The sequence below is a fragment of the Pseudomonas sp. P7759 genome (assembly GCF_013386445.1).
Classification (GTDB): domain Bacteria; phylum Pseudomonadota; class Gammaproteobacteria; order Pseudomonadales; family Pseudomonadaceae; genus Aquipseudomonas; species Aquipseudomonas azotoformans_A.
Map to the genome: position 1 here is coordinate 18,348 of NZ_JACART010000002.1, position 25,424 is coordinate 43,771.

The window sequence follows — 25,424 nt, forward strand, 5'->3', positions numbered from 1 at the left end:
GCAAGGCGTCCAATATGGATAAGGTCTCAAGGAATACTCAGCGGGTATGGAACACACGCGAACCGCCTTCTACCGCGCTATTGGCGGGCGCTGGATCTTCAGTTTGATTTATTCCGAAACAATCTTAAGGTGTCCTGCACCGGCCAGACCCTGAGCGGCGCAATCAGGTTCCTTACCGGTACGGCAAAAGACTTTTGCCATTAATCTCATTGATAGCCTGCTAACGAAACCCCCATGCTAGAGGGCTAATCCCGCGCTTATATCATTCCGAATGATAGTTACCTTTGCTTCATTCGATTCGTGACATAGCACATCGCCGCGCATGATCCGCCCATCTCAAATACATTGGCGGATGCACCTCATGGAACAGTCACTCAAACATTTGCGCTTCCCCCTGGCGATCCTGGCCGTGGTGGTGATGAGCGCGTGCGGCAAGACCCCGGACCAAGCGGCCGCCATGCCAGCGGCCAAAGTCAGTGTGGCCAAGGTGCTGGAACAACCGGTCAACGAGTGGGATGAGTTCACTGGTCGCCTTGAAGCCCCGGAAACCGTGCAGATTCGTCCGCGCGTGTCTGGCCAGATTGACCAAGTCGCTTTCACCGAAGGCGCTTTGGTCAAGAAAGGCGACCTGCTGTTCCAGATCGACCCACGTCCGTTCCAGGCTGAAGTGCGTCGCCTTGAAGCCCAGTTGCAACAAACCCGCGCCGCGGCCACCCGCAGCGATAACGAAGCTCAACGCGGCGAGCGCCTGCGCCAGAGCAATGCGATTTCCGCCGAACTGGCCGACTCGCGCACCACCGCCGCCCAAGAAGCCCGCGCCGCTGTCGCCGGGATCCAGGCGCAGTTGGACCTGGCCAAGCTGAACCTGAGCTTCACCCGCGTCACGTCGCCGATCAGCGGCCGTGTCAGCCGTGCCGAAATCACCGCCGGCAACCTGGTGACCGCCGATGTCACCGCGCTGACCAGCGTGGTCTCCACCGACAAGGTCTACGCCTACTTCGATGCCGATGAGCGCGTGTTCCTCAAGTACACCGAACTGGCTCGCCAAGGCCGTCGCGGTGCGACCACCCCGGTTTACCTGGGCCTGTCCAACGAAACCGGTAACCCGCACCTGGGCCAGATGAACTTCGTCGACAACCAGGTCAACCCGGCCACCGGCACCATCCGGGGTCGCGCCGTGTTCGATAACAGCAAGGGCGAATACACCCCTGGCCTGTACGCCCGCCTGAAGCTGGTCGGCAGCGGCACCTACTCCGCCGTGCTGATCAACGACGAAGCCGTCGGCACCGACCTCGGCAAAAAGTTCGTGCTGGTGATGGAAGGCGACAAGCCCGCGTATCGCTCGGTAGAACTGGGGCCGAAAATCGAAGGTTTGCGCATCGTGCGCAGCGGCCTCAATAAAGAAGACACCATCATCGTCAAGGGCCTGCAACGCGTGCGCCCAGGATCGCCGGTCGCTCCGGAAACCATTCCGATGGCCAGCAAGGAAACCCTCGCCGCCTTGGCCCAACAACGACAAGCGCTTGAAGCCAGCAACCTGGAACAAGTGGCGCCGGATAAAGCCGCGCCCAAACTTGCCAGCGCTGCGACTCCACGCGGTTAAGGGATACGACTCAAGATGAATTTTTCCAAGTTCTTCATTTCGCGGCCGATCTTCGCAGCAGTGCTTTCGCTGCTGATCCTGATCGCCGGCGCAATCTCGCTGTTCCAACTGCCGATCAGCGAATACCCGGAAGTGGTGCCGCCGACCGTCGTGGTCCGTGCCAACTTCCCGGGCGCCAACCCCAAAGTCATCGGTGAAACCGTGGCCGCTCCGCTGGAGCAGGCGATCACCGGCGTCGAGAACATGCTGTACATGTCCTCGCAGTCGACCGCCGACGGCAAGCTGACCCTGACCATCACCTTCGCCCTGGGCACCGACCTGGACAACGCGCAGGTGCAAGTGCAAAACCGCGTGACCCGGACTCAGCCGAAACTGCCTGAAGAAGTGACGCGCATCGGTATCACCGTGGACAAGGCCTCCCCCGACCTGACCATGGTGGTGCACTTGACCTCCCCGGATCAGCGCTACGACATGCTTTACCTGTCCAACTACGCCTTGCTTAACGTGAAGGATGAGCTGGCACGGCTGGGCGGTGTAGGCGACGTGCAACTGTTCGGTATGGGCGACTACTCCCTGCGGGTGTGGCTGGACCCGAACAAGACCGCTTCGCGCAACCTGACGGCCACCGATGTGGTGACCGCGATCCGTGAGCAAAACCGTCAAGTGGCCGCCGGTGCCCTGGGTGCGCAACCTGCACCGACCGCCACCGCATTCCAGTTGTCGGTGAACACCCAAGGTCGCCTGGTGACCGAGGAAGAGTTCGAGAACATCATTATTCGCTCCGGCGATAACGGTGAAATCACCCGCCTCAAAGACATCGCACGGGTGGAGCTGGGCTCCAGCCAATACGCCCTGCGTTCGTTGCTGAACAATCAGCCGGCCGTGGCGATCCCGATCTTCCAGCGCCCAGGCTCCAACGCGATCGAGATCTCCAACGAAGTGCGCGGCAAGATGGAAGAGCTGAAAAAGAGCTTCCCGCAAGGCATGGACTACAGCATCGTCTATGACCCGACCATCTTCGTGCGCGGCTCCATCGAGGCAGTGGTGCATACCCTGTTCGAAGCGCTGATCCTGGTGGTGTTGGTGGTGATCCTGTTCCTGCAGACCTGGCGCGCCTCGATCATTCCGTTGGTGGCGGTGCCGGTATCGTTGATCGGTACGTTTGCGGTGATGCACCTGTTCGGCTTCTCGCTCAACGCGCTATCGCTGTTCGGCCTGGTACTGGCCATCGGTATCGTGGTGGACGACGCCATCGTGGTGGTGGAGAACGTCGAGCGGAACATCGAGCTGGGCCTGGAACCGTTCCCGGCCACTGAAAAAGCCATGAGCGAAGTGACCGGCCCGATCATCGCGACCGCGTTGGTGCTGTGTGCGGTGTTCATCCCGGCTGCATTCATCAGCGGCTTGACCGGACAGTTCTATAAACAGTTCGCTCTGACTATTGCGATCTCGACGGTGATCTCGGCGTTCAACTCACTGACCTTGTCCCCTGCCCTGGCCGCCGTGTTGCTGCGCAGCCATGACGCGCCGAAGGATCGTTTCTCCAAGGTTCTCGACAAGCTCTTCGGTGGCTGGTTGTTCAAACCGTTCAACCGTTTCTTTGACAAAGCCAGCCACGGCTACGTCGGCACCGTGCGTCGGGTCATTCGCGGCAGTGGTATCGCGTTGTTCCTGTATGCCGGCTTGATGGTGCTGACCTGGTTCGGTTTTGCCCACACGCCGACCGGTTTCGTACCGGCCCAGGACAAGCAATACCTGGTGGCCTTCGCCCAATTGCCGGACGCCGCAAGCCTGGACCGCACCGAAGACGTGATCAAGCGCATGTCCGACATCGCGCTGAAACAACCGGGCGTGGAAAGCGCCGTAGCCTTCCCTGGCCTGTCGATCAACGGTTTCACCAACAGCCCGAACAGCGGCATTGTGTTCGTGACCTTGAAACCGTTCGACGAGCGTAAAGACTCGAGCATGTCGGCCGGTGCGATTGCCGGCGCGTTGAATGGTAAATACAGCGAGATCCAGGAAGCCTACATGGCGATCTTCCCCCCGCCGCCGGTACAGGGCCTGGGTACGATTGGTGGTTTCCGCCTGCAGATCGAAGACCGTGGCAACCTGGGTTACGACGAGCTGTACAAAGAAGTGCAGAACATCATCACCAAGAGCCGCACCACGCCGGAACTGTTCGGCCTGTTCACCAGCTACACGGTCAACGTGCCCCAGGTCGATGCCGCCATCGACCGTGAAAAGGCCAAGACCCACGGCGTGGCGATCAGCGACATCTTCGACACCCTGCAGATCTACCTGGGCTCGCTGTATGCCAACGACTTCAACCGCTTCGGCCGGACTTACCAGGTCAACGTACAGGCTGAGCAACAGTTCCGCTTGGATGAAGACCAGATCGGCCAGCTGAAAGTGCGCAACAACAAAGGCGAGATGATCCCGCTGGCGACCTTCATCAAGGTCAGCGATACCTCGGGGCCGGACCGCGTGATGCACTACAACGGCTTCATCACCGCTGAAATCAACGGCAACGCTGCACCGGGCTACAGCTCGGGCCAGGCAGAAGCGGCGATCGAGAAACTGCTGAAAGAAGAACTGCCCAACGGCATGACCTACGAGTGGACTGACCTGACCTATCAGCAAATCCTCTCGGGTAATACCGCCCTGTTTGTGTTCCCGCTCTGCGTACTGCTGGCGTTCCTGGTGCTGGCCGCCCAATACGAAAGCTGGAGCCTGCCATTGGCGGTGATCCTGATCGTACCGATGACCCTGCTGTCGGCAATTACCGGGGTGATCATCTCGGGCGGCGACAACAACATCTTCACCCAGATCGGCTTGATCGTACTGGTGGGCCTGGCGTGTAAGAACGCGATTCTGATCGTCGAGTTCGCCAAGGACAAACAGGCAGAAGGCCTCGACCCGCTCGCTGCGGTACTGGAAGCCTGCCGCCTGCGTCTGCGGCCGATCCTGATGACCTCCTTCGCCTTCATCATGGGTGTGGTGCCACTGGTGCTGTCTAGCGGTGCCGGTGCCGAGATGCGTCATGCCATGGGTGTGGCGGTGTTCTCCGGGATGATCGGTGTGACCTTCTTCGGTCTGTTGCTGACGCCAGTGTTCTACGTACTGATCCGTCGCTATGTGGAGCGCCAAGAGGCACGCAAAGCGGCCAAGGCCTTGAAGCTGGAGACACAGCAATGAGTGTGAAAGTATTTTTGCCGAGCTTGCTGGTACTGGCGCTGAGCGCCTGTGCCGTGGGCCCGGACTACAAAGCCCAGACCCCGGAGGCGGCCAATATCACGGCCGCTGCCGATGCCAAAACGTATGACCACGCCAAGTTCGAAGGCATCTGGTGGCAGCAGTTCGAAGACCCGACCCTCAACCAGTTGGTGACCCAATCGCTGCAAGGCAACCGTGATTTGCGCGTCGCTTTTGCCCGTCTGCGGGCGGCCCGCGCGATTCGCGATGACGCCAGCAACGACGCCATGCCGACCATCACCAGCCGGGTCAGCAGCGACCAGGGCAAAGGCCAGATTCCAGGCCAGACCACCAGTCGCGTCAAGACCGAGCGTTACGACCTCGGTCTGGACATGGCTTGGGAACTGGACCTGTTTGGTCGCATCCAGCGCAACCTGGAAGCCACCGACGCCGACCAGCAGGCTGCCGAGGCTGACTTGTACCAACTGCAAGTCACCATGATTGCCGAATTGGTGGATGCCTACGGTCAACTGCGGGGTGCGCAACTGCGTGAACGCATTGCCCTGGACAACCTGAAAAACCAGCAGGAATCGCGCACCATCACCGTCAGCCTGCGGGATGCCGGTGTCGGCGACCAACTTGACGTGGAGCGTGCTGACGCACGCCTCGCGGCCGTCGAAGCCAGCGTGCCGCAACTGCAGGCCGAGCAAGTGCGCGAGCGTAACCGCATCGCCACCCTCCTCGGCCAGCGTCCAGACAAGCTGACCGTCGACCTGGGCCCGAAAGACCTGCCGGCGATTGCCAAGGCGTTGCCAATTGGCGATCCAGGGCAACTGCTGCAACGTCGCCCGGACATCCTCAGCGCCGAACGCAAACTGGCTGCCGCCACCGCGCGTATCGGCGTGGCCAAGGCCGACCTGTTCCCACGGGTCAGCCTAAGCGGCTTCCTTGGCTTTACCGCCGGGCGTGGCTCGCAGATCGGCTCGTCCGCCGCGAATGCCTGGGCCCTGGGCCCAAGCATCACCTGGGCAGCCTTCGACCTGGGCAGCGTGCGCGCCCGTTTGCGCGGCGCCGATGCCGAGGCAGATGGCGCCCTGGCGACCTACGAGCAACAAGTATTGTTAGCCCTGGAAGAGTCCGAGAACGCCTTCAGCGACTACGGCAAGCGTCAGCAACGTTTGGTTTCGCTGATCCGCCAAAGCGAATCCAGCCGCGCCGCCGCCGACCTGGCAGCGATCCGCTACCGCGAAGGCACCGTGGACTTCCTGGTATTGCTCGACGCGCAACGTGAGCGCTTGGCCGCCGAAGACTCCCAGGCCCAGGCCGAAGTGGACCTGTATCGCGGCATTGTTGCGATCTACAAGGCCCTGGGTGGTGGTTGGAAGCCGGATACGGTGGTCGCCAGCGCCAAGTGATGTAAAGAGCTCCTTTGGTTGGTCGCATCCAGCCAATTTTTTGCCCCGTGGTCCATTCGGTCACGGGGTTTTTTTTGGTCCTTGATTAACCCGCTTCACCCAGAATCAAACTCCGATAATGCCCCGGATTCGACCCCGCCCACTTACGAAACGCCTTATAAAACGAACTCGTATCAGCAAACCCCAAACGCCCTGCAATCTCGGCAAAGCTGATCTGTGGCTCCGCCAACCACACAATCGCCAATTCCTTACGCACACTGTCCTTGAGCCCCTGATAGGTCTGCCCTTCCTCAGCCAGACGACGGCGCAAGGTTGACGCCGAAATGCACAAGCTGACAGCGAGCCCTTCGGTTTCCGGCCAGGTATCGGGGGGCAATTGGCGCAGGTCATGCTTGATGCGGGTGGCGAGGCTGTCGGGGTCGCGGTACTTGACCAGGATATTGGCCGGTGCGTGGGCCAGGAAACGCTTGAGTTCTTCCGGGGTACGCTTGATCGGCAGGTCCAGGCAGTCGGCGGAGAAGATCATGCGTGTGCGGGGTCGGTCGAAACGCAGGTTGTCGGAGAACATCACCTGATAGTCGTCGCAGAAGTGCGGCTTTGCGCAGCGCAGTTCAATCGCCAGGATTGGAATACGGCGTCCTGCCAGCCAGCACGCAACACCGTGGACGATCATCCAGTAAGTGAAGTAGGTGAAGGCTCGTTTGGGTTCCGCCTCGGGCTCAACCAGCACGATCTCCGCCAGGCTTTGCTGACGCACCAACTCAGCGGGCAATCGCTCCAGCATCAGTGACAGGAACCCGAGCCCAGTTTCCAGGGCGGTGACGAGGGTCGGCTGCGCCATTGCAGCACGGCAGAGAAACGCCAGGCTGCCGGACCTGAGCTTGCGCGGGTCCATCCCGAAGAACTCATCGTCGGTGCGCCGTGCCAGCAGGCGCCACAGTCGTGCGTAGGTGGTGGCCGAAACCCGTGCGGCAGGCTCGGCCAGCCACTGCGGGTCAATGCCGGCTTTATGCAGCACGTCGGTACGGGCCACATCGCCGTCGCAGCTTTGCAGCAAGGCTTCACGCACAAGATGAATGGAGATGGTGTCTTTTTCCGACATGGTGGACCGCGTATCCAGAGCTGCGCAAAGAATGGCACGCATCATAAGGGTGGACGCGCATTGCCACCACCGTTCAGCCACTGTTCAGCAAACGTCAAGAATTGTTGTTTAGCAATGAGTATCATTATGTTACAACTTAGCACCCTATCTAGTTGTGACGCGGTGCCGAATGCTCGTTCCTTTCCTCATCATGCTGCGCGAAGGCATTGAAGCCGCATTGATCGTTGGCATCATCGCCAGCTACCTGCAACAGACCGGCCGTGGCCAGTGGATGCCCGCCGTGTGGATCGGTGTATTTCTCGCCGCCGCACTGGCCCTGTTGGTCGGCGGTGGCCTGGAACTGGTCAGCGCCGAATTCCCGCAAAAGCAGCAGGAACTGTTCGAAGGCATCGTCGGCCTGGTCGCCGTGGGTATCCTCAGTTCCATGGTGTTCTGGATGCGCAAGGTGGCGCGCTCCATCAAGCATTCCCTGCACGAATCCCTCGATCACGCGTTGGCTGGTTCCAAGCATCAGGTCACCGCGCTGATTCTCATGGTGTTTTTCGCCGTGGCCCGTGAGGGCCTGGAAACCGTGTTCTTCCTGCTGGCCGTGTTCCAACAAAGCGAAGGCCCAGGCGCGCCGATTGGCGCCCTGCTCGGCCTGATCCTGGCGATCATCGTCGGTTTCCTGATCTATACCGGCAGCATGCGCCTGAACCTGGGCGCGTTTTTCCGCTGGACCGGCCTGTTTATCCTCGTGGTGGCCGCCGGCATCCTCGCCAATTCAGTGCAAGCCCTGCACGAAGCGGGGGTATGGAATCACCTGCAAACCGTGCTCTTCGACTTCAGCGCCGCACTGCCCGTGGACAGCCCGTTGGGTTCGGTACTGGCCGGCATGTTCGGCTATCAGGAAGCGCCGACCATCAGCACCCTCGGCGCCTACGTGATTTACCTGGTGGTGGCGCTGGTGATGTTCTTCCTGCCCGCCGCACCGTCCAAGCCTGCCGCCTCGCCCTCTTCCGTTTCCAGCCAGTAAGGACCGCCTCTTGTCCAAGCCTACTCCTCAACCCTCCTCGCCACCCCGCGCCCTGCGCTGGGCAGTGGCGGGTTCGGTGGTCGTGATGATCGCCGCCGGAGGCCTGTTCTATTACGCCTCGCAACTGGCGGCCAGCAAGCGCCAGACCAACCACAATGAAATCGCCGTGACCATCCATGGCCACGCCTGCGAACCGAATGAACTGACGGTGCCCGCCGGCCGCGCCAGCTTTCGCATCATCAACCGCTCCGACCGCGCGGTGGAATGGGAAATCCTCGACGGCGTGCTGGTGGTTGAAGAACGTGAAAACATCGCCCCCGGCCTGAGCCAGGTGATCAACGCCAACCTGCTGCCCGGCGACTACGCGATCACCTGCGGCCTGCTGAGCAACCCGCGCGGCACCTTGCACGTAACGCCGACCGCCGAATCCGACGCACAAGCCAAGGCCAAGCCATCGATGGTGGCGTTTATCGGGCCGTTGTCGGAATTCCGCGTGTACCTGAGCAGCCAAGGCAGCGCCTTGGTCAAGGCCGTCACCGCCTTGCAACAGGCCGTCGACGCCGGCGACCTGGCCCAGGCTCAAGCGCTCTACGTTCCGGCGCGCGAGGCTTACCAACGACTGGCCCCCGCGTCGCAACGCCTGGCCGAGTTGGACAACGCGATCAACGCCCGCGCCGACTACTTTGAAAAACGCGAGCAGGACCCAGCCTTCAGCGGCTTCCACCGCCTGGAATACAGCCTGTTCCAACAACGCAGTCTCGATGGCTTGGCGCCGGTTGCCCAGCGCCTGCTGACTGACGTCACCACGCTCAAGCAACAACTGCTCGCCCAGTCGCTGCCGCCGGAGCAACTGGTGAGCATTGTGGTGCGCAACCTCAACAGCTTGGCCGATGTACGTGCCATCAGCGGTGAAGAGGAGCGCTACAGCCACGTCGACCTGAATGGTTTCGCCGCCAACCTGCAAGCTGCCCACAAGGTTGTCGACCTGATGCGCCCACTGCTGACCAAGTCTGCCGCCGACCTGCTGCCCAAGGTCGACAGCGCCCTCGCCGCCTTTGATGCCGAACTCCAGGTCTTCAAGGTCGACAAGGGTTACGCCACTTACGACAGCGTAACCGCCGATCAGCGCAAGCAGATCGCCGACAAGGCCAAGGCTCTGGCCGCTGCACTCGATGGAATCGACCCCGCCCTTGGCCTCTCCGGCCTGCAGTGAAGACGACCGCACACATGAGTGATTCAGAACAATTTGACCTTACTCGCCGCCGTGTCCTGCTGGGCATGGCTGCCACCGGCGCCGCCATCGCCGGCAGCACCCTGACCTGCCCGGCCATGGCCGCCGAGCAAGTCACAACCGCACCGCGCAGCGAAAAGACCCAGGATCACCACGATTTCTTCGGCAAGCACCAGAGCGGCATCGTCACGCCGCGCCCAGCCTGCGGCATGCTCGTGGCGTTCGATGTGCTGGCGAGCGACCGCGAAGACCTGGAGCGCCTGTTCCGCACCCTGAACGAACGCATCGCTTTCCTGATGACCGGCGGCACTGTGCCGCAAGTCGACCCGAAACTGCCGCCGACCGACTCCGGCATCCTCGGCCCGGTGGTCGCGCCGGACAACCTGACCATCACCGTATCGGTCGGCGAATCCCTGTTCGATGAGCGCTTCGGCCTCAGTGCCGTCAAGCCCAAACGCTTGAGTCGCATGATCGGGTTTCCCAACGATGCGCTGGAACCGGCGCAGTGCCACGGCGACCTGAGTCTGCAATTCAGCTCCAACACCCCGGACACCAATATCCACGCCCTGCGCGACATCGTGAAGAACCTGCCCGACTTGTTGCTGGTGCGCTGGAAGCAGGAAGGCAGCGTGCCGCCTCAGGCGCCGAGCAAACCCGGCGAGCCTGCGCAGAGCGCGCGCAATTTCCTGGGGTTCCGTGACGGTTCGGCCAACCCGAACTCCAACGACGCCAAGGCCATGGACCAGATTGTGTGGGTGCAACCGGGCAGCGACGAACCGGCCTGGGCGGCCAACGGCAGTTATCAGGCGGTGCGCATCATCCGCAACTTCGTCGAGCGTTGGGACCGTACCCCACTGCAAGAACAAGAAAGCATCATCGGCCGCGTCAAGCCGACCGGTGCGCCCATGGACGGCGACAAAGAAACCCAGGTGCCCGATTACAGCAAGGACCCGGAAGGCAAAGTGACCAAGCTCGATGCCCACATCCGCCTGGCCAACCCGCGCACCCCGCAGACTCAGGCCAACCTGATCCTGCGCCGGCCGTTCAACTACTCCAACGGCGTCAACAAAAACGGTCAGCTGGACATGGGGCTGTTGTTCATCTGCTACCAGGCTGACCTGGAGAAAGGCTTTATCAGCGTGCAAACCCGGCTCAACGGCGAGCCCCTGGAGGAATACCTCAAGCCAGTTGGCGGCGGGTACTTCTTCACCTTGCCGGGCGTCACCGGGCCCAAGGATTTCATCGGCCGCACGCTGCTGGCTGCAACGCACCCTCACACCACTGCCCATACCTAAAACAAACCCAGAGCGGAAATCGTCCCATGAAAAAGTCGTCTATCGCGTTGTCGTTGTTGCTGACCCTTTCGCCGCTGGCAGCCTTCGCCGCTACCGCACCGCTGGACCTGGTAGGGCCGGTGTCGGACTACAAGATCTACGTCACCGAAGAAATCGGCGAGCTGGTCACTCAGACCCAAGCCTTCACCGACGCCATCAATAAGGGCGACCTGGCCACCGCCAAGAAACTCTACGCGCCGACCCGTGTGCATTATGAGTCCATCGAGCCGATCGCCGAGCTGTTCAGCGACCTCGATGCGTCCATCGATTCGCGCGTCGACGACCACGAAAAAGGCGTCACCGCCGAAGACTTCACCGGCTTCCACCGTATCGAATACGCGCTGTTCTCGCAGAACACCACCAAGGGCCTGGAAGCGCTGACGGCTAAGCTCAACACCGACGTCAATGACCTCAAGACCCGCGTCGACGGCCTGACCTTCCCGCCGGAAAAAGTCGTGGGCGGCGCTGCAGCCCTGCTCGAAGAAGTCGCCGCCACCAAGATCTCCGGCGAAGAAGACCGCTACAGCCACACCGACCTGTATGACTTCCAGGGCAACATCGACGGTGCGAAGAAGATCGTCGACCTGTTCCGTGGCCAGATCGAGAAACAAGACAAAGCGTTCCTGGCCAAGGTCGACAAGAACTTCGCCACCGTGGACAAGATCCTGGCCAAGTACAAGACCAAGGACGGTGGTTTCGAGACCTACGACAAGGTCAAGGAAAACGATCGCAAGGCCCTGGTGGGCCCGGTCAACACCCTGGCGGAAGACCTGTCCACCTTGCGCGGCAAGCTGGGCTTGAACTAAGCGACACGCAAAAAAAAGACCCAGCGCCTGTTGAAGGCACTGGGTCTTTTTTTGGCCGCAGGTTTACAGGATGCGGTACAGCAAGCGTTCGATCCGCACACGGCTGACACGGCGCAGGAACTTGCCGACTGCCTCCGGGTAATCCGGCAGCGTTTGCAGGTCCTGATAACGCTCGATCCGCGTGGTGTGCTGGAAAATCTGCGCCAGTTCGGTGCGTCGCGGCGCCAGCCATTCACTTTTGGGATCATCGATCAACAAGGCGTTTTCCAGGTCAAGGCGGAACGCGCGCGGGTTGAGGTTGTTGCCGGTGAGCAAGGTGTAGCGCTGGTCTACCCACATGCCCTTGAGGTGGTAGGTGTTATCGCCGTCACGCCACAGGTGCAGGTTCAACTGGCCGCTGTCGATCATCGGCTGATGGCGCTTGGCAAAGCGGCGCAGGCTGATTTCGTAGAGGTAAGGCAGCGCCGCAATGACCTTGAACGGCTCGCTGGGCGGGATGTAGAAGTCGTTGGCAGTCTTGTCGCCGACCACGATATCGATCTTCACCCCACGCGCCAGGGCGCGGTTGATTTCACGGGTCACCGGCAGCGGCAGGTTGAAGTACGGGGTGCAGATGGTGAGCTGATGCTGGGCGCTGGCGATCAGTTCGAGAATCACCCGGTTCAGGGGGTTGTTCTTGCCGACCCCGAGCAAAGGGCTGACTGACAGGTGACCATTGGGCAGTTGCCCGGCCGTGGTGTCGTAAGCCGCGTGCTTCAGGCGGCTGCGCAGATCGCCGATATCGTTGCGCAGGCTGCGGGTAGTGGGCGGGTTGGGCAGGTCCAGGCGATTGACCGCCTTGGACGCCACCAGGCCGTGCTCCACCAGGTGCTGCATGGAATCGGCGAGCGCTGGATTGTGGATCAAGTGGTAGCGGTCGAAGCGGTACTTGTCGAACTTGTGCAGGTACACGTTGTTCAGGCTGGCGCCGCTGTACAGCACCGTGTCGTCGATCACAAAGCCCTTGAGGTGCAGCACGCCGAACAACTCGCGGGTTTGCACCGGCACGCCGTACACCGGCACTTCGCTGCTGTGGCTTTGAGTCATGGCCTGGTACCAGGCACTGTTGCCCGGTTGTTTGCCGGCGCCGATCAAACCACGCTGGGCGCGCAACCAGTCGACCACCACCACGATGTCCAACTCCGGGCGTGCAGCCTTGGCGGCGTGCAGGGCGTCGTAGATTTCCTGCCCCGCTTCGTCCTGCTGCAAGTACAGCGCGACGATATAGATGCGCCGGGTGGCCTGGGCAATTTTCTCCAGCAGGCAGCGACGATAGGCGTCGGCGCCAGACAGCACCTCAAGGGCATCGGGAGTGAGGGGGAAACCGCGCAGTTTGGGCAACAGGGAGCGTTTGAAGAACGACGGCATAAGGCTCGCAATGGGTCGAATCCGAAGAGGCCCCGAGCTTACACCATGGGGGTGCTCAGGTCTCGCTGCGGCGCATGGAAAAATTTTAATTGACCAAGAAGAACGATCGTTCTACTGTTCGCAACATGAACAACATGACCAGTAATGAAACCCGCGACATTATCCTCGACGTCACTGAAAAGTTGATCTATCGCCATGGCATCGCCGCCACCGGCATGGACTTCCTGGTGAAAACCGCCGGTGTCTCGAGAAAAAGTATCTACCGCTACTTTGCCAATAAAGACGAGTTGGTGATGGCCGCCCTGCAGCGTCGCGATGAGCGCTGGATGCAGTGGCTGCGCACTGAAGTGGAACGCCGCGATGGCACGGGAGAACGCCTGCTGGCGCTGTTCAGCGCGCTGAAGGATTGGTTCGGCACGGCTGACTTCCGGGGCTGCGCGTTCATCAACACCAGTGGTGAAACCGGTGACCCGCAAGACCCGGTGCGCCTGTTGGCCAAGGCGCATAAACAGAAACTGTTCGAGTACGCACTTGAACTGTGTCAAGCACATGGCACCCCCGACCCCGAACGGCAGGCCGCGCAACTGCTGATCCTGATCGATGGCGCCATTACCGTTGCCCTGGTGATGGGCGATTCAACGGCTGCCGATAATGCGCAATGCATGGCGCGAACGTTATTGGGACTTTGAACCTGCCAGTAGTCGCAACTTCCGATCAATCCTTATTCATTGAGGAATTGCCAATGTCATCGACTGTAGAAACACGTCCGCCCCTGCCGCCGTTCACCCGCGCGTCGGCCATCGAGAAAGTCCGCCTGGCCGAAGACGGCTGGAACTCCCGTGATCCGCAGCGGGTGTCCCTGGCCTACACGCTGGACACACAGTGGCGTAACCGTGCCGAATTTGCGCATAACCGCGAAGAAGCCAAAGGTTTCCTCACGCGCAAATGGGCCAAGGAACTGGACTACCGCCTGATCAAGGAGTTGTGGGCATTCACCGATAACCGCATCGCGGTGCGTTATGCCTATGAGTGGCACGACGATTCGGGCAACTGGTTCCGCTCCTACGGCAACGAAAACTGGGAATTCGACGAGAACGGCCTGATGGCCAATCGTTTTGCCTGCATCAACGATCTACCGATCAAGGAAAGCGAGCGCAAGTTCCACTGGCCGCTGGGCCGACGCCCGGATGATCATCCGGGGTTGTCCGATTTGGGGCTGTAAAACAGGTGGGGCCGGTTTGCCGGCCCCACTGCTTAATCCTGATTCAGCCCAACCCGATACAACACGCCATCATCTTCATCCGTCAGCACATACAAGAACCCGTCCGGGCCCTGCCGTACATCGCGGATCCGCGCCTTCAGGCCGCCGAGCAAACGTTCCTCGTGGATCACCTTGTCGCCATCAAACTGCAACCGGATCAACTCCTGGCTGACCAGCGCACCGATAAACACGTTGTGCTGCCAGGGCTTGAAGCGATCCGCATCGTAAAACGCCATGCCACTGATACCCGGCGACTTTTCCCACACATGATGGGGCGGCACTGTGCCTTCCACCGTTTTACCCTTGGCTTCGGGAATCGGTGTCAGGGAGTAATTGATGCCGTGGGTGGCCAACGGCCAACCGTAATTCTTGCCGCGCTCGATGATGTTGATCTCATCACCTCCGCGCGGCCCGTGTTCGTTTTCCCAGATCGTACCGCTCCACGGGTTGAGCGCCAGCCCCTGGGGGTTGCGCTGGCCGTAGGACCAGATCTCCGGGCGCACGCCTTGCTGGCCGACAAAGGGGTTGTCATCCGGCACACGGCCGTCCGGGTAGATGCGCACGACCTTGCCCTGCAACTTGTCCAGGTCTTGGGCCGTCGGGCGATCGTTGTTTTCGCCCAGAGTCACGAACAGGTAGCCATCGCGGTCGAACGCCAGGCGCGAGCCGAAATGGTTGCCGGTCGACAACTTGGGCTCCTGGCGCAGGATCACCTTGAAGTCGGTCAAGCCACTCAGATCTGCCGCCAGCCGCCCACGGCCCACGGCTGTGCCAGCGGTACCGCCCTCGCCGCCACCTTCTGCATAGGACAGGTAGACCGTGCGGTCCTCTTTGAAGTCCGGCGACAACACCACATCCAGCAGACCGCCCTGCCCTTTGGCCCAGACTTGCGGCACGCCCTTGAGTGGCGCGGACAGCTTGCCCTCGGGACTGACAAAGCGCAGGTGACCAGGGCGCTCCGTCACCAGGAAGCCTTGTTTGTCCGGCAAAAAGGCCACCGCCCATGGGTGGTCCAGGCCTTTTGCGATCGGCGTCGCGGTGATGCTGCCCTGTTCGCTGGGGAACTGCTGGGCGTCGGCGGCGTAAGCGGCGGTCAACGGCAGCAACGAGGTGGCGCACAGGGCGGCTAGCAGGCGTTTGCGTAGAAACATAAGGCGGGATCCTTACCGGCGATTGCCGTTGGCATCATAAGTGGGGGCTTTGGTTTCGGTGGCCGGGCGGCTGGGGGCGGCATTGCGTTTGGGGTAGCTGTTGCCGATGCCGCCGTTTTCCAGGGTCGGCGTGCGCGTAGTCGGCCCGGTCTGGATACCGCGAACGGCCGGCGCATTCGGCTGGGTGCCCTGCATGCTGTTGGGATTGGCCCGGTGGATCGGGCCGTTGTTGCCATTGTTGCTGCCGGGCAAGTTTTGCGCCTGGGCCGCGGGAATAAGGGCCAGGCCCAACACCAGCATTGCTACGTGACGCATACAACTGTTCATGACAAAGCCTCTCTGGGGCGAGGAGTACGTGCTTTCGATAACACGCTACGCCTTGGGTTCGGCTTTCGACACTAAATAGTTTCTCATCAGGTGTAACACGATCTGTCCGCGCATCTGCTCGGGGAAACTTTTCCCACCGCCTCCGAGTCTCCAGAACACAGCCTCTTCAAAAGGAATCGCACCTATGCCACGGGCAATCTGGAAAGGCGCCATCAGCTTTGGCCTGGTGCATATCCCGGTCTCACTGGTCTCCGCCACCTCCTCCCAAGGAGTCGACTTTGACTGGCTGGACAAGCGCAGCATGGACCCGGTCGGTTACAAGCGCATCAACAAGACCACCGGTAAAGAAGTGACCAAGGACAACATCGTCAAAGGCGTTGCGTTCGAGAAAGGCCGCTACGTGGTGCTCAGCGAAGAAGAAATCCGCTCGGCCCACCCCAAGTCGACCCAGACCATCGAGATCATCGCGTTTGTCGCCAGCGACCAGATCCCGTTGCAGAACATCGACACCCCCTACTTCCTCGCGCCGGACAAGCGTGGCGGCAAGGTCTATGCCTTGCTAAGGGAAACCCTCAGGAAAACCCGCAAGGTCGCTTTGGCCAATGTGGTGCTGCACACCAAGCAGCACCTGGCGGCGTTGATGCCCCTGGACTCGGCGCTGGTGCTGGTGATGCTGCGCTGGCCGGCCGAAGTGCGCAGCCTGGACGAACTGGAGCTGGGCAGTGACGTGACCAAACCGAGCCTGGCCAAGGGCGAACTGGACATGGCCAAGCGCCTGGTCGACGACATGAGCGCCGACTGGCAGCCCGATGACTACCGCGACAGTTTCCAGGAAAAAATCATGGCGCTGGTGGCCAAAAAAGCCAAGGCCGGCAAGATCGAGGATGTGGAGACCAAGGACAGCGAAGAGCGCAAGTCCGCCGATGTGATCGACCTGACGGAACTGCTCAAACGCAGCCTGGCCGGCAAACCCGCGAAGAAGCCAGCCACGAAAAAATCCACCAAGGCCTCTTGAGTCATGTCCAAGCCCCTCAGCGAATACAACCGCAAACGCGATTTCGGGATAACCGCCGAACCGGCCGGCAGTGCGCCTGGCGCTAAACGCAAAGTGTCGGCGCTGTCCTTCGTGATCCAGAAGCACGACGCACGCAACCTGCACTATGACTTTCGTCTGGAACTCGACGGCGTGCTGCTCAGTTGGGCCGTGCCCAAAGGCCCGAGCCTGGATCCCAGCCAGAAGCGCCTGGCCGTGCATGTAGAAGATCATCCGCTGAGCTACGGCGGCTTTGAAGGTAGCATTCCCGCCGGTCAGTACGGCGCCGGTGATGTCATCGTGTGGGACCGTGGCATCTGGCAGCCCCATGACGAGCCCCGCAAAGCCTACGCGGCCGGCAAGCTCAAATTCACCCTGATTGGCGAGAAACTGTCCGGCGACTGGGCACTGGTGCGCACCCGTTTGAAGGGCAGCGGCGACAAGGAACAGTGGTTGCTGATCAAGGAAAAGGACCCGCAGGCGCGCGCGGCCGACGACTACGATATCGTCCAGGCCCAGCCGAACAGCGTGCTCAGCGATGCTTCAGTGGGACAACCCAAGGCTCCAGCCAAAGCCAGGAAAACCAAGCTCCCTGAGCAATTCACCCCGCAGTTGGCCACCCTGCTGGACCGCGCACCGGAAGGTAATTGGCAATACGAAATCAAGTTCGACGGCTACCGCATGCTCACACGCATACGCGATGGCGAAGTGCGCCTGTTCACCCGCAACGGGCACGACTGGACCGACCGCCTGCCGCGCCAGGTCAAGGCGTTGCAGGCTCTGAAGCTCAAGGACAGCTGGCTGGATGGCGAGGTGGTCAGCCTCAATGGCGATGGCCTGCCGGACTTCCAGGCGCTGCAAAATGCCTTCGATATTGGCCGTAGCCTCGACATCGTCTACTACGTGTTCGATGCCCCCTTTCTCAACGGCCAAGACCAACGCCAGACGCCGGTCGAGGATCGCCGTGCCGCTCTGAAGGTCGCGCTGGCCGGTAGCCGCAGCAAATTGCTACGTTTTTCCGAGGCATTCACTGCGCACCACCGTGACATCTTCGAAAGCGCCTGCGACTTGGCCCTCGAAGGCGTGATCGGTAAGCGCCTGGGCAGTCCGTATGCCTCCAGCCGCAATGCCGACTGGATCAAACTCAAATGCCGACTGCGCCAGGAATTTGTGATCGTCGGCTATACCCGGCCACAGGGTTCACGCACGGGGTTCGGCGCGTTATTGCTGGCGGTCAATGACGAATCCGGCCTGGTATACGCCGGGCGTGTGGGCACGGGTTTCGATCAAGCGTCACTGAAAGCCATCTACGCGCAACTCGTGCCGCTGGAGCGCAAGACATCGCCCCTGGAGAAACCACTGTCCAGTGCCCAAGCGCGGGGTGTGCATTGGGTGCAGCCGACGTTGGTCGGTGAGGTGCAGTTTGCCGAGTGGACACGCGAGGGCGTGGTCCGCCAAGCCGCATTCGTCGGGCTGCGCACTGACAAGCCCGCGGCGCAGATTGTTCATGAACAACCGCGAACGGCCAAATCCATGAAGCCTGCCAAGAAGACCCGCAGTGAGGTGAATATCACTCACCCAGACCGCGTGATCGACAAACAAAGCGGTACGCAAAAACAGCAACTGGCGCAGTTCTACGAGAGCATCAGCCAGTGGATTCTGCCCTTCCTGCGGCATCGGCCGGTGTCCTTGCTGAGAGCACCCGAGGGTATCGAGGGCGAGCAGTTCTTCCAGAAACACTCGGAGCGCCTGACGATCCCCAACATCAAGCACCTGGATCAGGCACTCGATCCGGGCCACGCGCGGCTGATGGAAATCGACAACGTCGGCGCGTTGATCGGCGCGGTGCAAATGGGCAGCGTAGAGTTTCACACCTGGGGTGCCACCTCGGACAAGATCGAAACCCCGGACCAGTTTGTGCTTGATCTCGACCCGGACCCGGCATTGCCCTGGAAAACCATGCTGGAGGCCGCGCAACTGACCCTGTCGGTGCTGGATGAGTTGGGGTTGCAAGCCTTCGTCAAGACCAGCGGCGGCAAGGGCCTGCACCTGGTCGTGCCGCTTGCGCGCCGAGACGATTGGGATACCGTCAAAGCATTCGCCAAGGCCATCGCCCAGTTCATGACCGAGCAGTTGCCCGAACGTTTTACCGCGACATCGGGGCCCAAGAATCGGGTTGGCAAGATCTTTATCGATTACCTGCGCAATGCACGCGGTGCCAGTACGGTAGCGGCATACTCTGTGCGCGCGCGGCCGGGGCTACCCGTGTCGGTCCCGGTCAGTCGTGAGGAGTTGCAGGACCTGCGCAGTGCACAACAATGGACAGTTGCCAATTTGCTTAGGCGCTTGAACGCGTTGAAAGCGGATCCGTGGGTCGGGTATGCCAATCGACAGAAGATCAGCAAGAAGATGTGGGACAAACTGGGCGCCCATCCACCGAAGTGAACAGCGCCCGTGAGGTGGGCCTTAGATCAGCAGGAAAATCGCCGCCAACCCAGCAAAGATCGCCCACTTTTCCAGGTAGTAGCGCGTACGATTGCGTTTTTTCAGCTCCTTGCCGCGCAGGCGGATCTTGTACAGGCGCGTAAAGGCGCGGTTGAGTCCACCGGTCTTGTCCCCGGCATCGTTGGGCGAGCCTGCGGCCGCCATCACGTTGCGGCTGAACCAGCGGTTGAAAGCCGCGGCCCAACGGTACTTCATCGGGCGCTCAATGTCGCAGAACAGGATGATGCGGTTCTGCTGCGTGGTGTTTTCGGCGTAGTGGATGTAGGTCTCGTCAAACATCACCGGCTCACCGTCACGCCAGTAGTAGTTTTCGCCATCCACATTGATGTAGCAGCCGGGATCGTTCGGAGTATCCAGGCCCAGGTGATAGCGGTACGAACCGGCATACGGGTCACGGTGGCGCACCAGTTTGGAGCCTGGCGGCAGCTCGGCGAACATCGCGGCCTTGATCGAACCGATGCTTTGCACCAGCTCAGTGGTGCGCGGGCACAGTTTCATCGCTGAAGGATGGCTGTCGCCATACCATTTCAGGTAGAAGCGCTTCCAGCCCGATTTGAAGAACGAATTGAAACCCACATCGTTATATTGATCTGAACGCTTGATTTCCCCGGCACGCATCAGGTTCTGCCCTTCCAGGCGGATTTCTTCCCAGTGTTCCTGGAGCGGGCTCAGGTCAGGGAAATCGCTGGGCGAGAGGTACGGTCGGCTGGGTAGTTTGGAGAAGAGATAAAGAAAGCAGTTGATCGGTGCCAGGAAGGTCGAATGATCACTGAGCTGGCGGCCCAGCTTGTGCCGCACCCGGCCACGCAGGTGTACATACGCAATCGAGGCAACGTAGAGAACAACAATGATGAGTTTCAAGAGATTTCGTCACAAGTCAGAAGAGAACAGGCTGCTCCTGCGTGCCCACAACGGCCGAGGTTGAATAGCAGCACCTGAAATCACAATTCACACAATCGGCACGACCGGCTGAGTGACAACCCGGCTCGTGGCCCTTTGCAGTTATTTAGCCACAGGTTGTAACTAAAAGTTAACTAGGAATTGTGAAAAGCTGTCTTCTGAATGGGATGGGCGGGCTTGTCGAATGGCAAGCCCGCGATGGGTGCAGCGACGACTAGCGGGGTGTCAGCTGGCGCTCCCCGTACACCGAAAACGGCCCATTTTGGCGGCGGACTTGGACGAAGTATCGGATCAGCGCCACCACTACGCCCAGCATCAGCCCTACCAGCAGGCTCAAGACGATGATCAATAGCTTTTTGGGTTTAATCGGTCCCAGCGGTTCCTGCGCCTGCCGGTCGACCGTTACCAGTTTCAACGCGCTCATATCAGTATTGAGGCTGCGCAGCCGAGTTTCCTCGGCCCAGAGGCGCTCGACGTCATACAGGTACAGGAACGTGTCTTGATTCTCGCGACTGCCGAGGACTTCGACCTTGCGGTTGACCTCAAGCATATGCAATTCCTTGCCGATTTCAGCAATGCGAGGGCTGGTAAAGTCACTGTTGGTGCGTCGCTCCAAGGCAGCTCGCTCGGCTTCCAGCGCCTCGGTGCCCATGAAGTACATGGGGATTCTCTGATTGGTCACTTCAGTGCGCATCACTTGGCTGGAGCCGCGCAGTGCTTCAGCGCCCATCGCAGAAGGTGTAGTGGGAGTCTTGATGCCCATTGCCTTGGCAATCGAGATGGCCTCGGCCAGCTCGGCCAGGCGGCTGGTCCGCTGCGTTTCCATCTGCAAGCGCAAGGCACTGAGTTCGTCGTGTAATTGAGCGCGCTTGATTTTATCCGCCTCCAGCAACCTGGCGATCTGTGACGCCTTATCGGTTTCATAGCTGGCGCGCGCCGCCTCGATCTTGCCTTTGATTTCGCTGAGGCGATTATTGACGATACCCCTGAAGTCCGCCCCTACCTGCTCCTGTTGCCGCGCAAGGGCATAAGCCACGAATCCGTTCAGAATCGCCACCCCATCAATTGAATTGGGGTACTGCAGTTCAAGGCGAATGGAATGACCGTCGGCCGTCTTGGGGTCCGGCATCACTAGACTGATGGCGTTGTTGTTGAACGTCTCGAAACTCTGTTCCAGACTGCGCCCAGGCTGCTGGAACGCTTCAAACAACACGGGATTGGCGCGAAAAAAGCCCAAACGGGTTTCGTACGAGTCCAGTTGCTCGGCGACTTTGGCCAACGCATCCGCCGGCGGTAGCTTGTAGACTTCAGAGCGGTTGAGGGCATCCAGTTCATTGAGGGCGGCGGGCCGCAACACGCTGCTGACCTGATACACCTTGGGCGCTAGATACGCGTAGCTGACGCCCAGGAGGCCCATCACCAGCGTACAGCCGATGATCAGTGTTTTCTGCTTCCAAATGGCGCCGAACAGTTCAAAGAGATCGATTTCATCCGAAGATAAATGTTGAAGCTGAGGAGCGTTGTTCAAATTGTTTTACACCCTGATGAGTTGATATTAGGCGCCCTACTACAAAAGCCCTGATCAACTTCTGACTAAACAGGGGGCAACGTCCAGGCACGCGGCACACACGGCCCTTTGCCAGCAACGACACCACCTAGTTCCCTGAACCTATACCTAACAGCAGTCGGTTTCATTTCAGTGACACAGGTGTCATAACTTTATGACAAGCCCTCAGAGCATAGACGGTTCGTGTCAAGACGTTACCCACGGCCCGGCAAATTAGCGCCAATTGCTTTTCGTAATAACGAAAAATTGCATACCAACGTAAAAACAGGACTTTTCCTACGAGTAATTGCACGTTTAATGACAAAGAACAGCGTGTTTTACCGAAACAAGAGCCGAAATAACCTTCAGCAAAAAGGAATTTGTATGTCATCCATTCCAGACCCGGACTTTCAAGCCCTGCAAGGCGCCTGGGAGCAAACTTCACTCGAAGACAGTGGTGTGCTCAATCCAATCGACGCCCACAGCGCGCCTGGGGCAATCACCACGATTACCGGCGACCACTTCGAAGTGAAGACCGTCGATGGCGAAGTATTACTGGCTGGCCGATTTTTCCTGGACAGCAGCACCGTCCCCAAGCGCATTACCTGGATCGACTCCATAGGCGATGACGCAGGCAAACAGTTGCCCGCCAGTTATCGGCTGCAAGGCAATGAGTTTGTGTTCATTGCAGCCGATGAACATATGCCCCGCCCCCTCGAATTCAGTACTGGCCCCGGTCAAACCATGCGCACTTTCGTGCGTCTGACCTGATTAGCGCGTCATCTGAACCTGCGACTGGATTTTCACAAAGCCTTCACTTTCGGGGCGATAAGGTGAAGCCTACCTACTCCAGTGAATCCCTTGGCCCGCCTCTCCTCGCGGGCTTTTTTTGCCTGTGTACCTGGCGTTATCCGGGAAGTTTGGTGGCGGTCAAGGTAAAGCACATCGGCAGCTGCGCCGGCTGGTGCTCGTACTGGTCGTACAGCTCTTCGCGATTGGAGTGCGCGTATTCCTGCAGGTGGCCGATCTGCAACTGTGCGCAGATAGCAGCATTGACCACATCGCCCAGGGTATGCACGTACCAATAGGATGTGGGTCCTGCCACCTCGCCCTGGCCTTCATAGACAATCGACTCCTGCAGCACAAACGGCTCACGCTGGAAGTAGGAACTGGCCGGCAGGAACGGGTTTTCCGCACGCGGATCGAACACTTCCAGGAATGGATGGGTTTCATACATCACCAACGTGCCGCCGGGTTTCAAGGTGCTGGCGACATGACGCATGAACTGCGCCACATCCGGCATCCAGCCCAGCACGCCGATGGTCACCAGCGCGATATCGAAACGCGCCTGCAAACGTTGCGGCAATTGGTGGATATCACTTTCTATGAACTCGGGGCTGTGCGGTGAGACGTCGGCCAGTTCACGGGCCTGTTGCAGAAACGCCCGGGATTGATCCACGCCCACCACCGAACGCGCACCCAGGCCATACAGCGAAAGGCTTTCACGGCCATTGTTGCAGCACAGTTGCACCACATCCTTACCGTTCACACCCACGTCTTGCAGCAAGCCGGTCAGCGTCGGGTCCAGGCAAGAAAAGCCAGCCGCGCCGACACTGTTGAGCAGCGCGTTCCAGGTGTCCGTGGTTTTGTGCAGGCTGGCGGATTGGTCCCAGGCGTCCTTGTTGCAGGCGATTGCCTGTTGAGCTGAGGGCATGTCCATTGCGTCTCCAGATATTCATAGCAGCGGGGCCCAGAAAATAAGCCAAGAGCCCTCGGATTAAAACCCCGAGAAGTGGGCGAAACTTAACGCAGGGCCCACGGGTCATTAACGCAATGCGTGTTCAGCCCTTGAACGCCGCCTCCGAAGACCTCGCCGTGGCCAAACACTCCGACCTGCGTAATGCCTTGTCCCTGGACAGCCTGAATTTCTTCCTGGCGGATGTGCGCGACGGCCTCGGCCCTTACCTGGCGATTTACTTGCTGGCCGTGCACAAATGGGACCCGGCCAGCATCGGCGTGGTCATGACCCTGGCAGGCATCGCCGCCCTACTCACCCAAGGCCCAGCAGGCGCACTGATCGACCGCACCCGCAGCAAGCGCGCAGTGGTGGCGCTGGCCGCCATCGTGGTGACCGGCAGTTGCCTGCTGCTGCCCTTTGTCAGTTCCTTCAGCCTGGTGGCGTTAACCCAGGCCGCCAGTGCTGTCGCCGCGTCCGTATTCGCGCCCGCCATCAGCGCAATCTCGCTGGGCATCACCGGACCTCGCGCGTTCACCCGCCGTACGGGGCGCAACGAAACCTTCAACCACGCCGGCAATGCCGTCGCGGCGCTGTTGGCCGGTGGCTTGGCCTATCTGTTTGGGCCAGTGGTGGTGTTTTACCTGATGGCCTTCATGGCCGTGGCGAGTATCGTCGCGATCAGTTGCGTGTCCGCAGAGGCGATCGATCACGAGGTCGCCCGTGGTTTTGACCCGGAGCACCACACGGACCACGAACAACCCTCCGGTATCCGTGTGTTGCTGGCGAACCGCCCACTGCTGCTTTTCGCTATCTGCTGCGCCCTGTTCCACCTGGCCAATGCCGCGATGCTACCGCTGGTCAGCCAGAAGCTCGCTCAGATCAACCTGCAGATGGCCACGCCGCTGACGTCGGCGTGTATCGTCGCCGCGCAATTGGTGATGGTGCCGATGGCTTGGCTGGTCGGACTCAAAGCCGACATCTGGGGACGCAAGCCTCTGCTGATGGCCGGCTTCATGATCCTGCCGCTGCGCGGCGTGCTTTACACGCTGTCCAGCGACCCGTACTGGCTGGTGGCCGTGCAGATGCTCGACGGCATCGGCGCCGGGATCTTCGGCGCGCTGTTCCCGGTGATCGTCAAGGACCTGACCCAAGGCACCGGGCGCTTCAACGTCAGCCTGGGCGCCCTGTCCACCGTCTTCGGCCTGGGCGCGGCATTGAGCAGCAGCCTGGCCGGTTTCGTCGTGCAACAGGCCGGCTACAACGCGGCCTTCCTGACCCTGGCCGGCGTGGCGGCACTGGCGTTGGCGCTGCTGTGGCTGGCGATGCCGGAGACCTTGGCAAAACCATCCTTCGCCGGACATACAACTGTCGCCTGACATATGCGACAATGCGCGCCAAATTCCAACACACATCCAAAATCTTCTGCTCAGCGACCGGGTTTCGCGCCTTGATGTCGCTGTTGACGCATGCCTGAAGGCTCCTGCCGCCACGCTCGCAACCCATTGATAGGTAAAGTAATTGATCTCCACAGCTAACATCACCATGCGGTCTGAAACGCATACTGGTGATTAGCGGTGATCAGCGTTTATTGGGCGAAGTCGTCGTGAGTCATCACTCGTAAAGCACCGAAATGCACCCGTTGGTCCCAGAAGTGGTCCCAACGGGGGGATTTTGGGCCATGCCGGAAATGCATAACCCCTCCCTCGGCGTCCTGCCGACGAACACAAGCCACCAATAACCCCAACTCGTGAGATAAGTCCGTATGGCCGCTTCCGACCAGAAGCGCTCGAACACATTTAAGAAATCCAGGGGTTCAGGTTCTACCCTGCGTTTTGGACGCAAATGCTGGGGTCAATTA

At 60.3% G+C, this 25,424-nt stretch carries 20 protein-coding genes; 13 read left to right on the forward strand and 7 right to left on the reverse strand.

From position 1 onward, the window contains the following. Positions 1 to 361 precede the first annotated feature (361 nt). From mexE to HX823_RS00150, 3 genes are read left to right on the forward strand one after another with little or no spacing between them, the layout of a single operon-like run. Complete coding sequence (gene mexE, locus HX823_RS00140; RefSeq protein ID WP_033901191.1) at positions 362 to 1,603, forward strand: multidrug efflux RND transporter periplasmic adaptor subunit MexE; 1,242 nt, start codon at positions 362 to 364, stop codon at positions 1,601 to 1,603. 15 nt (positions 1,604 to 1,618) lie between these two features. Next, a complete protein-coding gene (locus tag HX823_RS00145; RefSeq protein ID WP_038850455.1) occupies positions 1,619 to 4,798 on the forward strand; it encodes an efflux RND transporter permease subunit in 3,180 nt (1,059 codons plus the stop codon). Next, positions 4,795 to 6,210, forward strand: a complete 1,416-nt coding sequence (locus HX823_RS00150) for an efflux transporter outer membrane subunit (protein ID WP_038850453.1) — start codon at positions 4,795 to 4,797, stop codon at positions 6,208 to 6,210. The genes HX823_RS00145 and HX823_RS00150 overlap by 4 nt, the downstream gene beginning before the upstream one ends. Positions 6,211 to 6,295: 85 nt before the next feature. Here the strand turns inward: HX823_RS00150 and HX823_RS00155 are convergent, their stop codons facing one another. After that, positions 6,296 to 7,312: an AraC family transcriptional regulator gene (locus HX823_RS00155; protein ID WP_177073824.1), complete on the reverse strand. Its 1,017-nt coding sequence runs from the start codon at positions 7,310 to 7,312 to the stop codon at positions 6,296 to 6,298. A 169-nt stretch (positions 7,313 to 7,481) separates the two neighbouring features. On the opposite strand from HX823_RS00155, the gene efeU reads away from it, so the two are divergent. Genes efeU through efeO (HX823_RS00175) form a run of 4 tightly spaced genes read left to right on the forward strand, consistent with a single transcriptional unit; the run spans position 7,482 to position 11,698 of the window. Continuing rightward, on the forward strand, positions 7,482 to 8,327 hold the full coding sequence (efeU, locus tag HX823_RS00160) for an iron uptake transporter permease EfeU (RefSeq protein WP_177073825.1): 846 nt from the start codon (positions 7,482 to 7,484) through the stop codon (positions 8,325 to 8,327). 10 nt (positions 8,328 to 8,337) lie between these two features. Further along, positions 8,338 to 9,540, forward strand: coding sequence for an iron uptake system protein EfeO (efeO, locus tag HX823_RS00165; RefSeq protein ID WP_038850448.1), 1,203 nt, complete (start codon positions 8,338 to 8,340; stop codon positions 9,538 to 9,540). Between the two features lie 14 nt (positions 9,541 to 9,554). Then, complete coding sequence (gene efeB, locus HX823_RS00170) at positions 9,555 to 10,853, forward strand: iron uptake transporter deferrochelatase/peroxidase subunit (RefSeq protein WP_177073826.1); 1,299 nt, start codon at positions 9,555 to 9,557, stop codon at positions 10,851 to 10,853. A 26-nt stretch (positions 10,854 to 10,879) separates the two neighbouring features. Further along, positions 10,880 to 11,698 (forward strand): iron uptake system protein EfeO, encoded by an 819-nt coding sequence (gene efeO / locus HX823_RS00175; protein ID WP_016979902.1) that lies wholly within the window; start codon positions 10,880 to 10,882, stop codon positions 11,696 to 11,698. A gap of 63 nt (positions 11,699 to 11,761) precedes the next feature. On the opposite strand, the gene pssA is transcribed toward efeO (HX823_RS00175), so the two are convergent. After that, positions 11,762 to 13,105: a CDP-diacylglycerol--serine O-phosphatidyltransferase gene (gene pssA / locus HX823_RS00180; RefSeq protein WP_038850445.1), complete on the reverse strand. Its 1,344-nt coding sequence runs from the start codon at positions 13,103 to 13,105 to the stop codon at positions 11,762 to 11,764. A gap of 125 nt (positions 13,106 to 13,230) precedes the next feature. Here pssA and HX823_RS00185 point away from each other — a divergent pair, with 125 nt between their 5' ends. Continuing rightward, positions 13,231 to 13,794 (forward strand): TetR/AcrR family transcriptional regulator, encoded by a 564-nt coding sequence (locus HX823_RS00185; RefSeq protein ID WP_177073904.1) that lies wholly within the window; start codon positions 13,231 to 13,233, stop codon positions 13,792 to 13,794. 53 nt (positions 13,795 to 13,847) lie between these two features. Beyond that, positions 13,848 to 14,327: a nuclear transport factor 2 family protein gene (locus HX823_RS00190; RefSeq protein WP_033901169.1), complete on the forward strand. Its 480-nt coding sequence runs from the start codon at positions 13,848 to 13,850 to the stop codon at positions 14,325 to 14,327. Positions 14,328 to 14,359: 32 nt separating this feature from the next. Here the strand turns inward: HX823_RS00190 and HX823_RS00195 are convergent, their stop codons facing one another. Next, positions 14,360 to 15,517: a PQQ-dependent sugar dehydrogenase gene (locus tag HX823_RS00195; protein ID WP_177073827.1), complete on the reverse strand. Its 1,158-nt coding sequence runs from the start codon at positions 15,515 to 15,517 to the stop codon at positions 14,360 to 14,362. Positions 15,518 to 15,529: 12 nt separating this feature from the next. Next, entirely contained in the window at positions 15,530 to 15,844 is a 315-nt protein-coding gene (locus HX823_RS00200) for a hypothetical protein (RefSeq protein WP_038850441.1), read from the reverse strand. A gap of 184 nt (positions 15,845 to 16,028) precedes the next feature. Between HX823_RS00200 and HX823_RS00205 the strand changes: the two genes are divergently transcribed. Then, a complete protein-coding gene (locus tag HX823_RS00205; protein ID WP_038850440.1) occupies positions 16,029 to 16,859 on the forward strand; it encodes a Ku protein in 831 nt (276 codons plus the stop codon). 3 nt (positions 16,860 to 16,862) lie between these two features. Next, the gene (gene ligD, locus HX823_RS00210; RefSeq protein ID WP_177073828.1) at positions 16,863 to 19,322 is read left to right on the forward strand and encodes a DNA ligase D; all 2,460 of its coding nucleotides are present in this window, start codon (positions 16,863 to 16,865) and stop codon (positions 19,320 to 19,322) included. 21 nt (positions 19,323 to 19,343) lie between these two features. Here ligD and lpxO read toward each other — a convergent pair whose 3' ends face one another. Then, complete coding sequence (gene lpxO / locus HX823_RS00215) at positions 19,344 to 20,243, reverse strand: lipid A hydroxylase LpxO (RefSeq protein WP_010210619.1); 900 nt, start codon at positions 20,241 to 20,243, stop codon at positions 19,344 to 19,346. A gap of 253 nt (positions 20,244 to 20,496) precedes the next feature. Next, entirely contained in the window at positions 20,497 to 21,810 is a 1,314-nt protein-coding gene (locus tag HX823_RS00220) for a Wzz/FepE/Etk N-terminal domain-containing protein (RefSeq protein WP_177073829.1), read from the reverse strand. 402 nt (positions 21,811 to 22,212) lie between these two features. On the opposite strand from HX823_RS00220, the gene HX823_RS00225 reads away from it, so the two are divergent. Next, positions 22,213 to 22,599 (forward strand): TIGR03067 domain-containing protein, encoded by a 387-nt coding sequence (locus tag HX823_RS00225; protein ID WP_038850435.1) that lies wholly within the window; start codon positions 22,213 to 22,215, stop codon positions 22,597 to 22,599. A 136-nt stretch (positions 22,600 to 22,735) separates the two neighbouring features. Here HX823_RS00225 and HX823_RS00230 read toward each other — a convergent pair whose 3' ends face one another. Further along, positions 22,736 to 23,548, reverse strand: coding sequence for a bifunctional 2-polyprenyl-6-hydroxyphenol methylase/3-demethylubiquinol 3-O-methyltransferase UbiG (locus tag HX823_RS00230; RefSeq protein ID WP_177073830.1), 813 nt, complete (start codon positions 23,546 to 23,548; stop codon positions 22,736 to 22,738). A gap of 155 nt (positions 23,549 to 23,703) precedes the next feature. On the opposite strand from HX823_RS00230, the gene HX823_RS00235 reads away from it, so the two are divergent. Beyond that, positions 23,704 to 24,942 carry an MFS transporter gene (locus HX823_RS00235; protein ID WP_177073905.1) on the forward strand — a complete coding sequence of 413 codons (1,239 nt, stop codon included), beginning with the start codon at positions 23,704 to 23,706 and terminating at the stop codon, positions 24,940 to 24,942. Positions 24,943 to 25,424: the final 482 nt, after the last annotated feature.

Bases quoted from the DNA above. Each gene is read 5' to 3' on its own strand.
- mexE (WP_033901191.1), top strand. From the start codon at position 362: ATGGAACAGTCACTCAAACATTTGCGCTTCCCCCTGGCGATCCTGGCC.
- HX823_RS00145 (WP_038850455.1), top strand. From the start codon at position 1,619: ATGAATTTTTCCAAGTTCTTCATTTCGCGGCCGATCTTCGCAGCAGTG.
- HX823_RS00150 (WP_038850453.1), top strand. From the start codon at position 4,795: ATGAGTGTGAAAGTATTTTTGCCGAGCTTGCTGGTACTGGCGCTGAGC.
- HX823_RS00155 (WP_177073824.1), bottom strand. From the start codon at position 7,312: ATGTCGGAAAAAGACACCATCTCCATTCATCTTGTGCGTGAAGCCTTG.
- efeU (WP_177073825.1), top strand. From the start codon at position 7,482: ATGCTCGTTCCTTTCCTCATCATGCTGCGCGAAGGCATTGAAGCCGCA.
- efeB (WP_177073826.1), top strand. From the start codon at position 9,555: ATGAGTGATTCAGAACAATTTGACCTTACTCGCCGCCGTGTCCTGCTG.
- efeO (WP_016979902.1), top strand. From the start codon at position 10,880: ATGAAAAAGTCGTCTATCGCGTTGTCGTTGTTGCTGACCCTTTCGCCG.
- pssA (WP_038850445.1), bottom strand. From the start codon at position 13,105: ATGCCGTCGTTCTTCAAACGCTCCCTGTTGCCCAAACTGCGCGGTTTC.
- HX823_RS00185 (WP_177073904.1), top strand. From the start codon at position 13,231: ATGAACAACATGACCAGTAATGAAACCCGCGACATTATCCTCGACGTC.
- HX823_RS00190 (WP_033901169.1), top strand. From the start codon at position 13,848: ATGTCATCGACTGTAGAAACACGTCCGCCCCTGCCGCCGTTCACCCGC.
- HX823_RS00195 (WP_177073827.1), bottom strand. From the start codon at position 15,517: ATGTTTCTACGCAAACGCCTGCTAGCCGCCCTGTGCGCCACCTCGTTG.
- HX823_RS00200 (WP_038850441.1), bottom strand. From the start codon at position 15,844: ATGAACAGTTGTATGCGTCACGTAGCAATGCTGGTGTTGGGCCTGGCC.
- HX823_RS00205 (WP_038850440.1), top strand. From the start codon at position 16,029: ATGCCACGGGCAATCTGGAAAGGCGCCATCAGCTTTGGCCTGGTGCAT.
- ligD (WP_177073828.1), top strand. From the start codon at position 16,863: ATGTCCAAGCCCCTCAGCGAATACAACCGCAAACGCGATTTCGGGATA.
- HX823_RS00225 (WP_038850435.1), top strand. From the start codon at position 22,213: ATGTCATCCATTCCAGACCCGGACTTTCAAGCCCTGCAAGGCGCCTGG.
- HX823_RS00230 (WP_177073830.1), bottom strand. From the start codon at position 23,548: ATGGACATGCCCTCAGCTCAACAGGCAATCGCCTGCAACAAGGACGCC.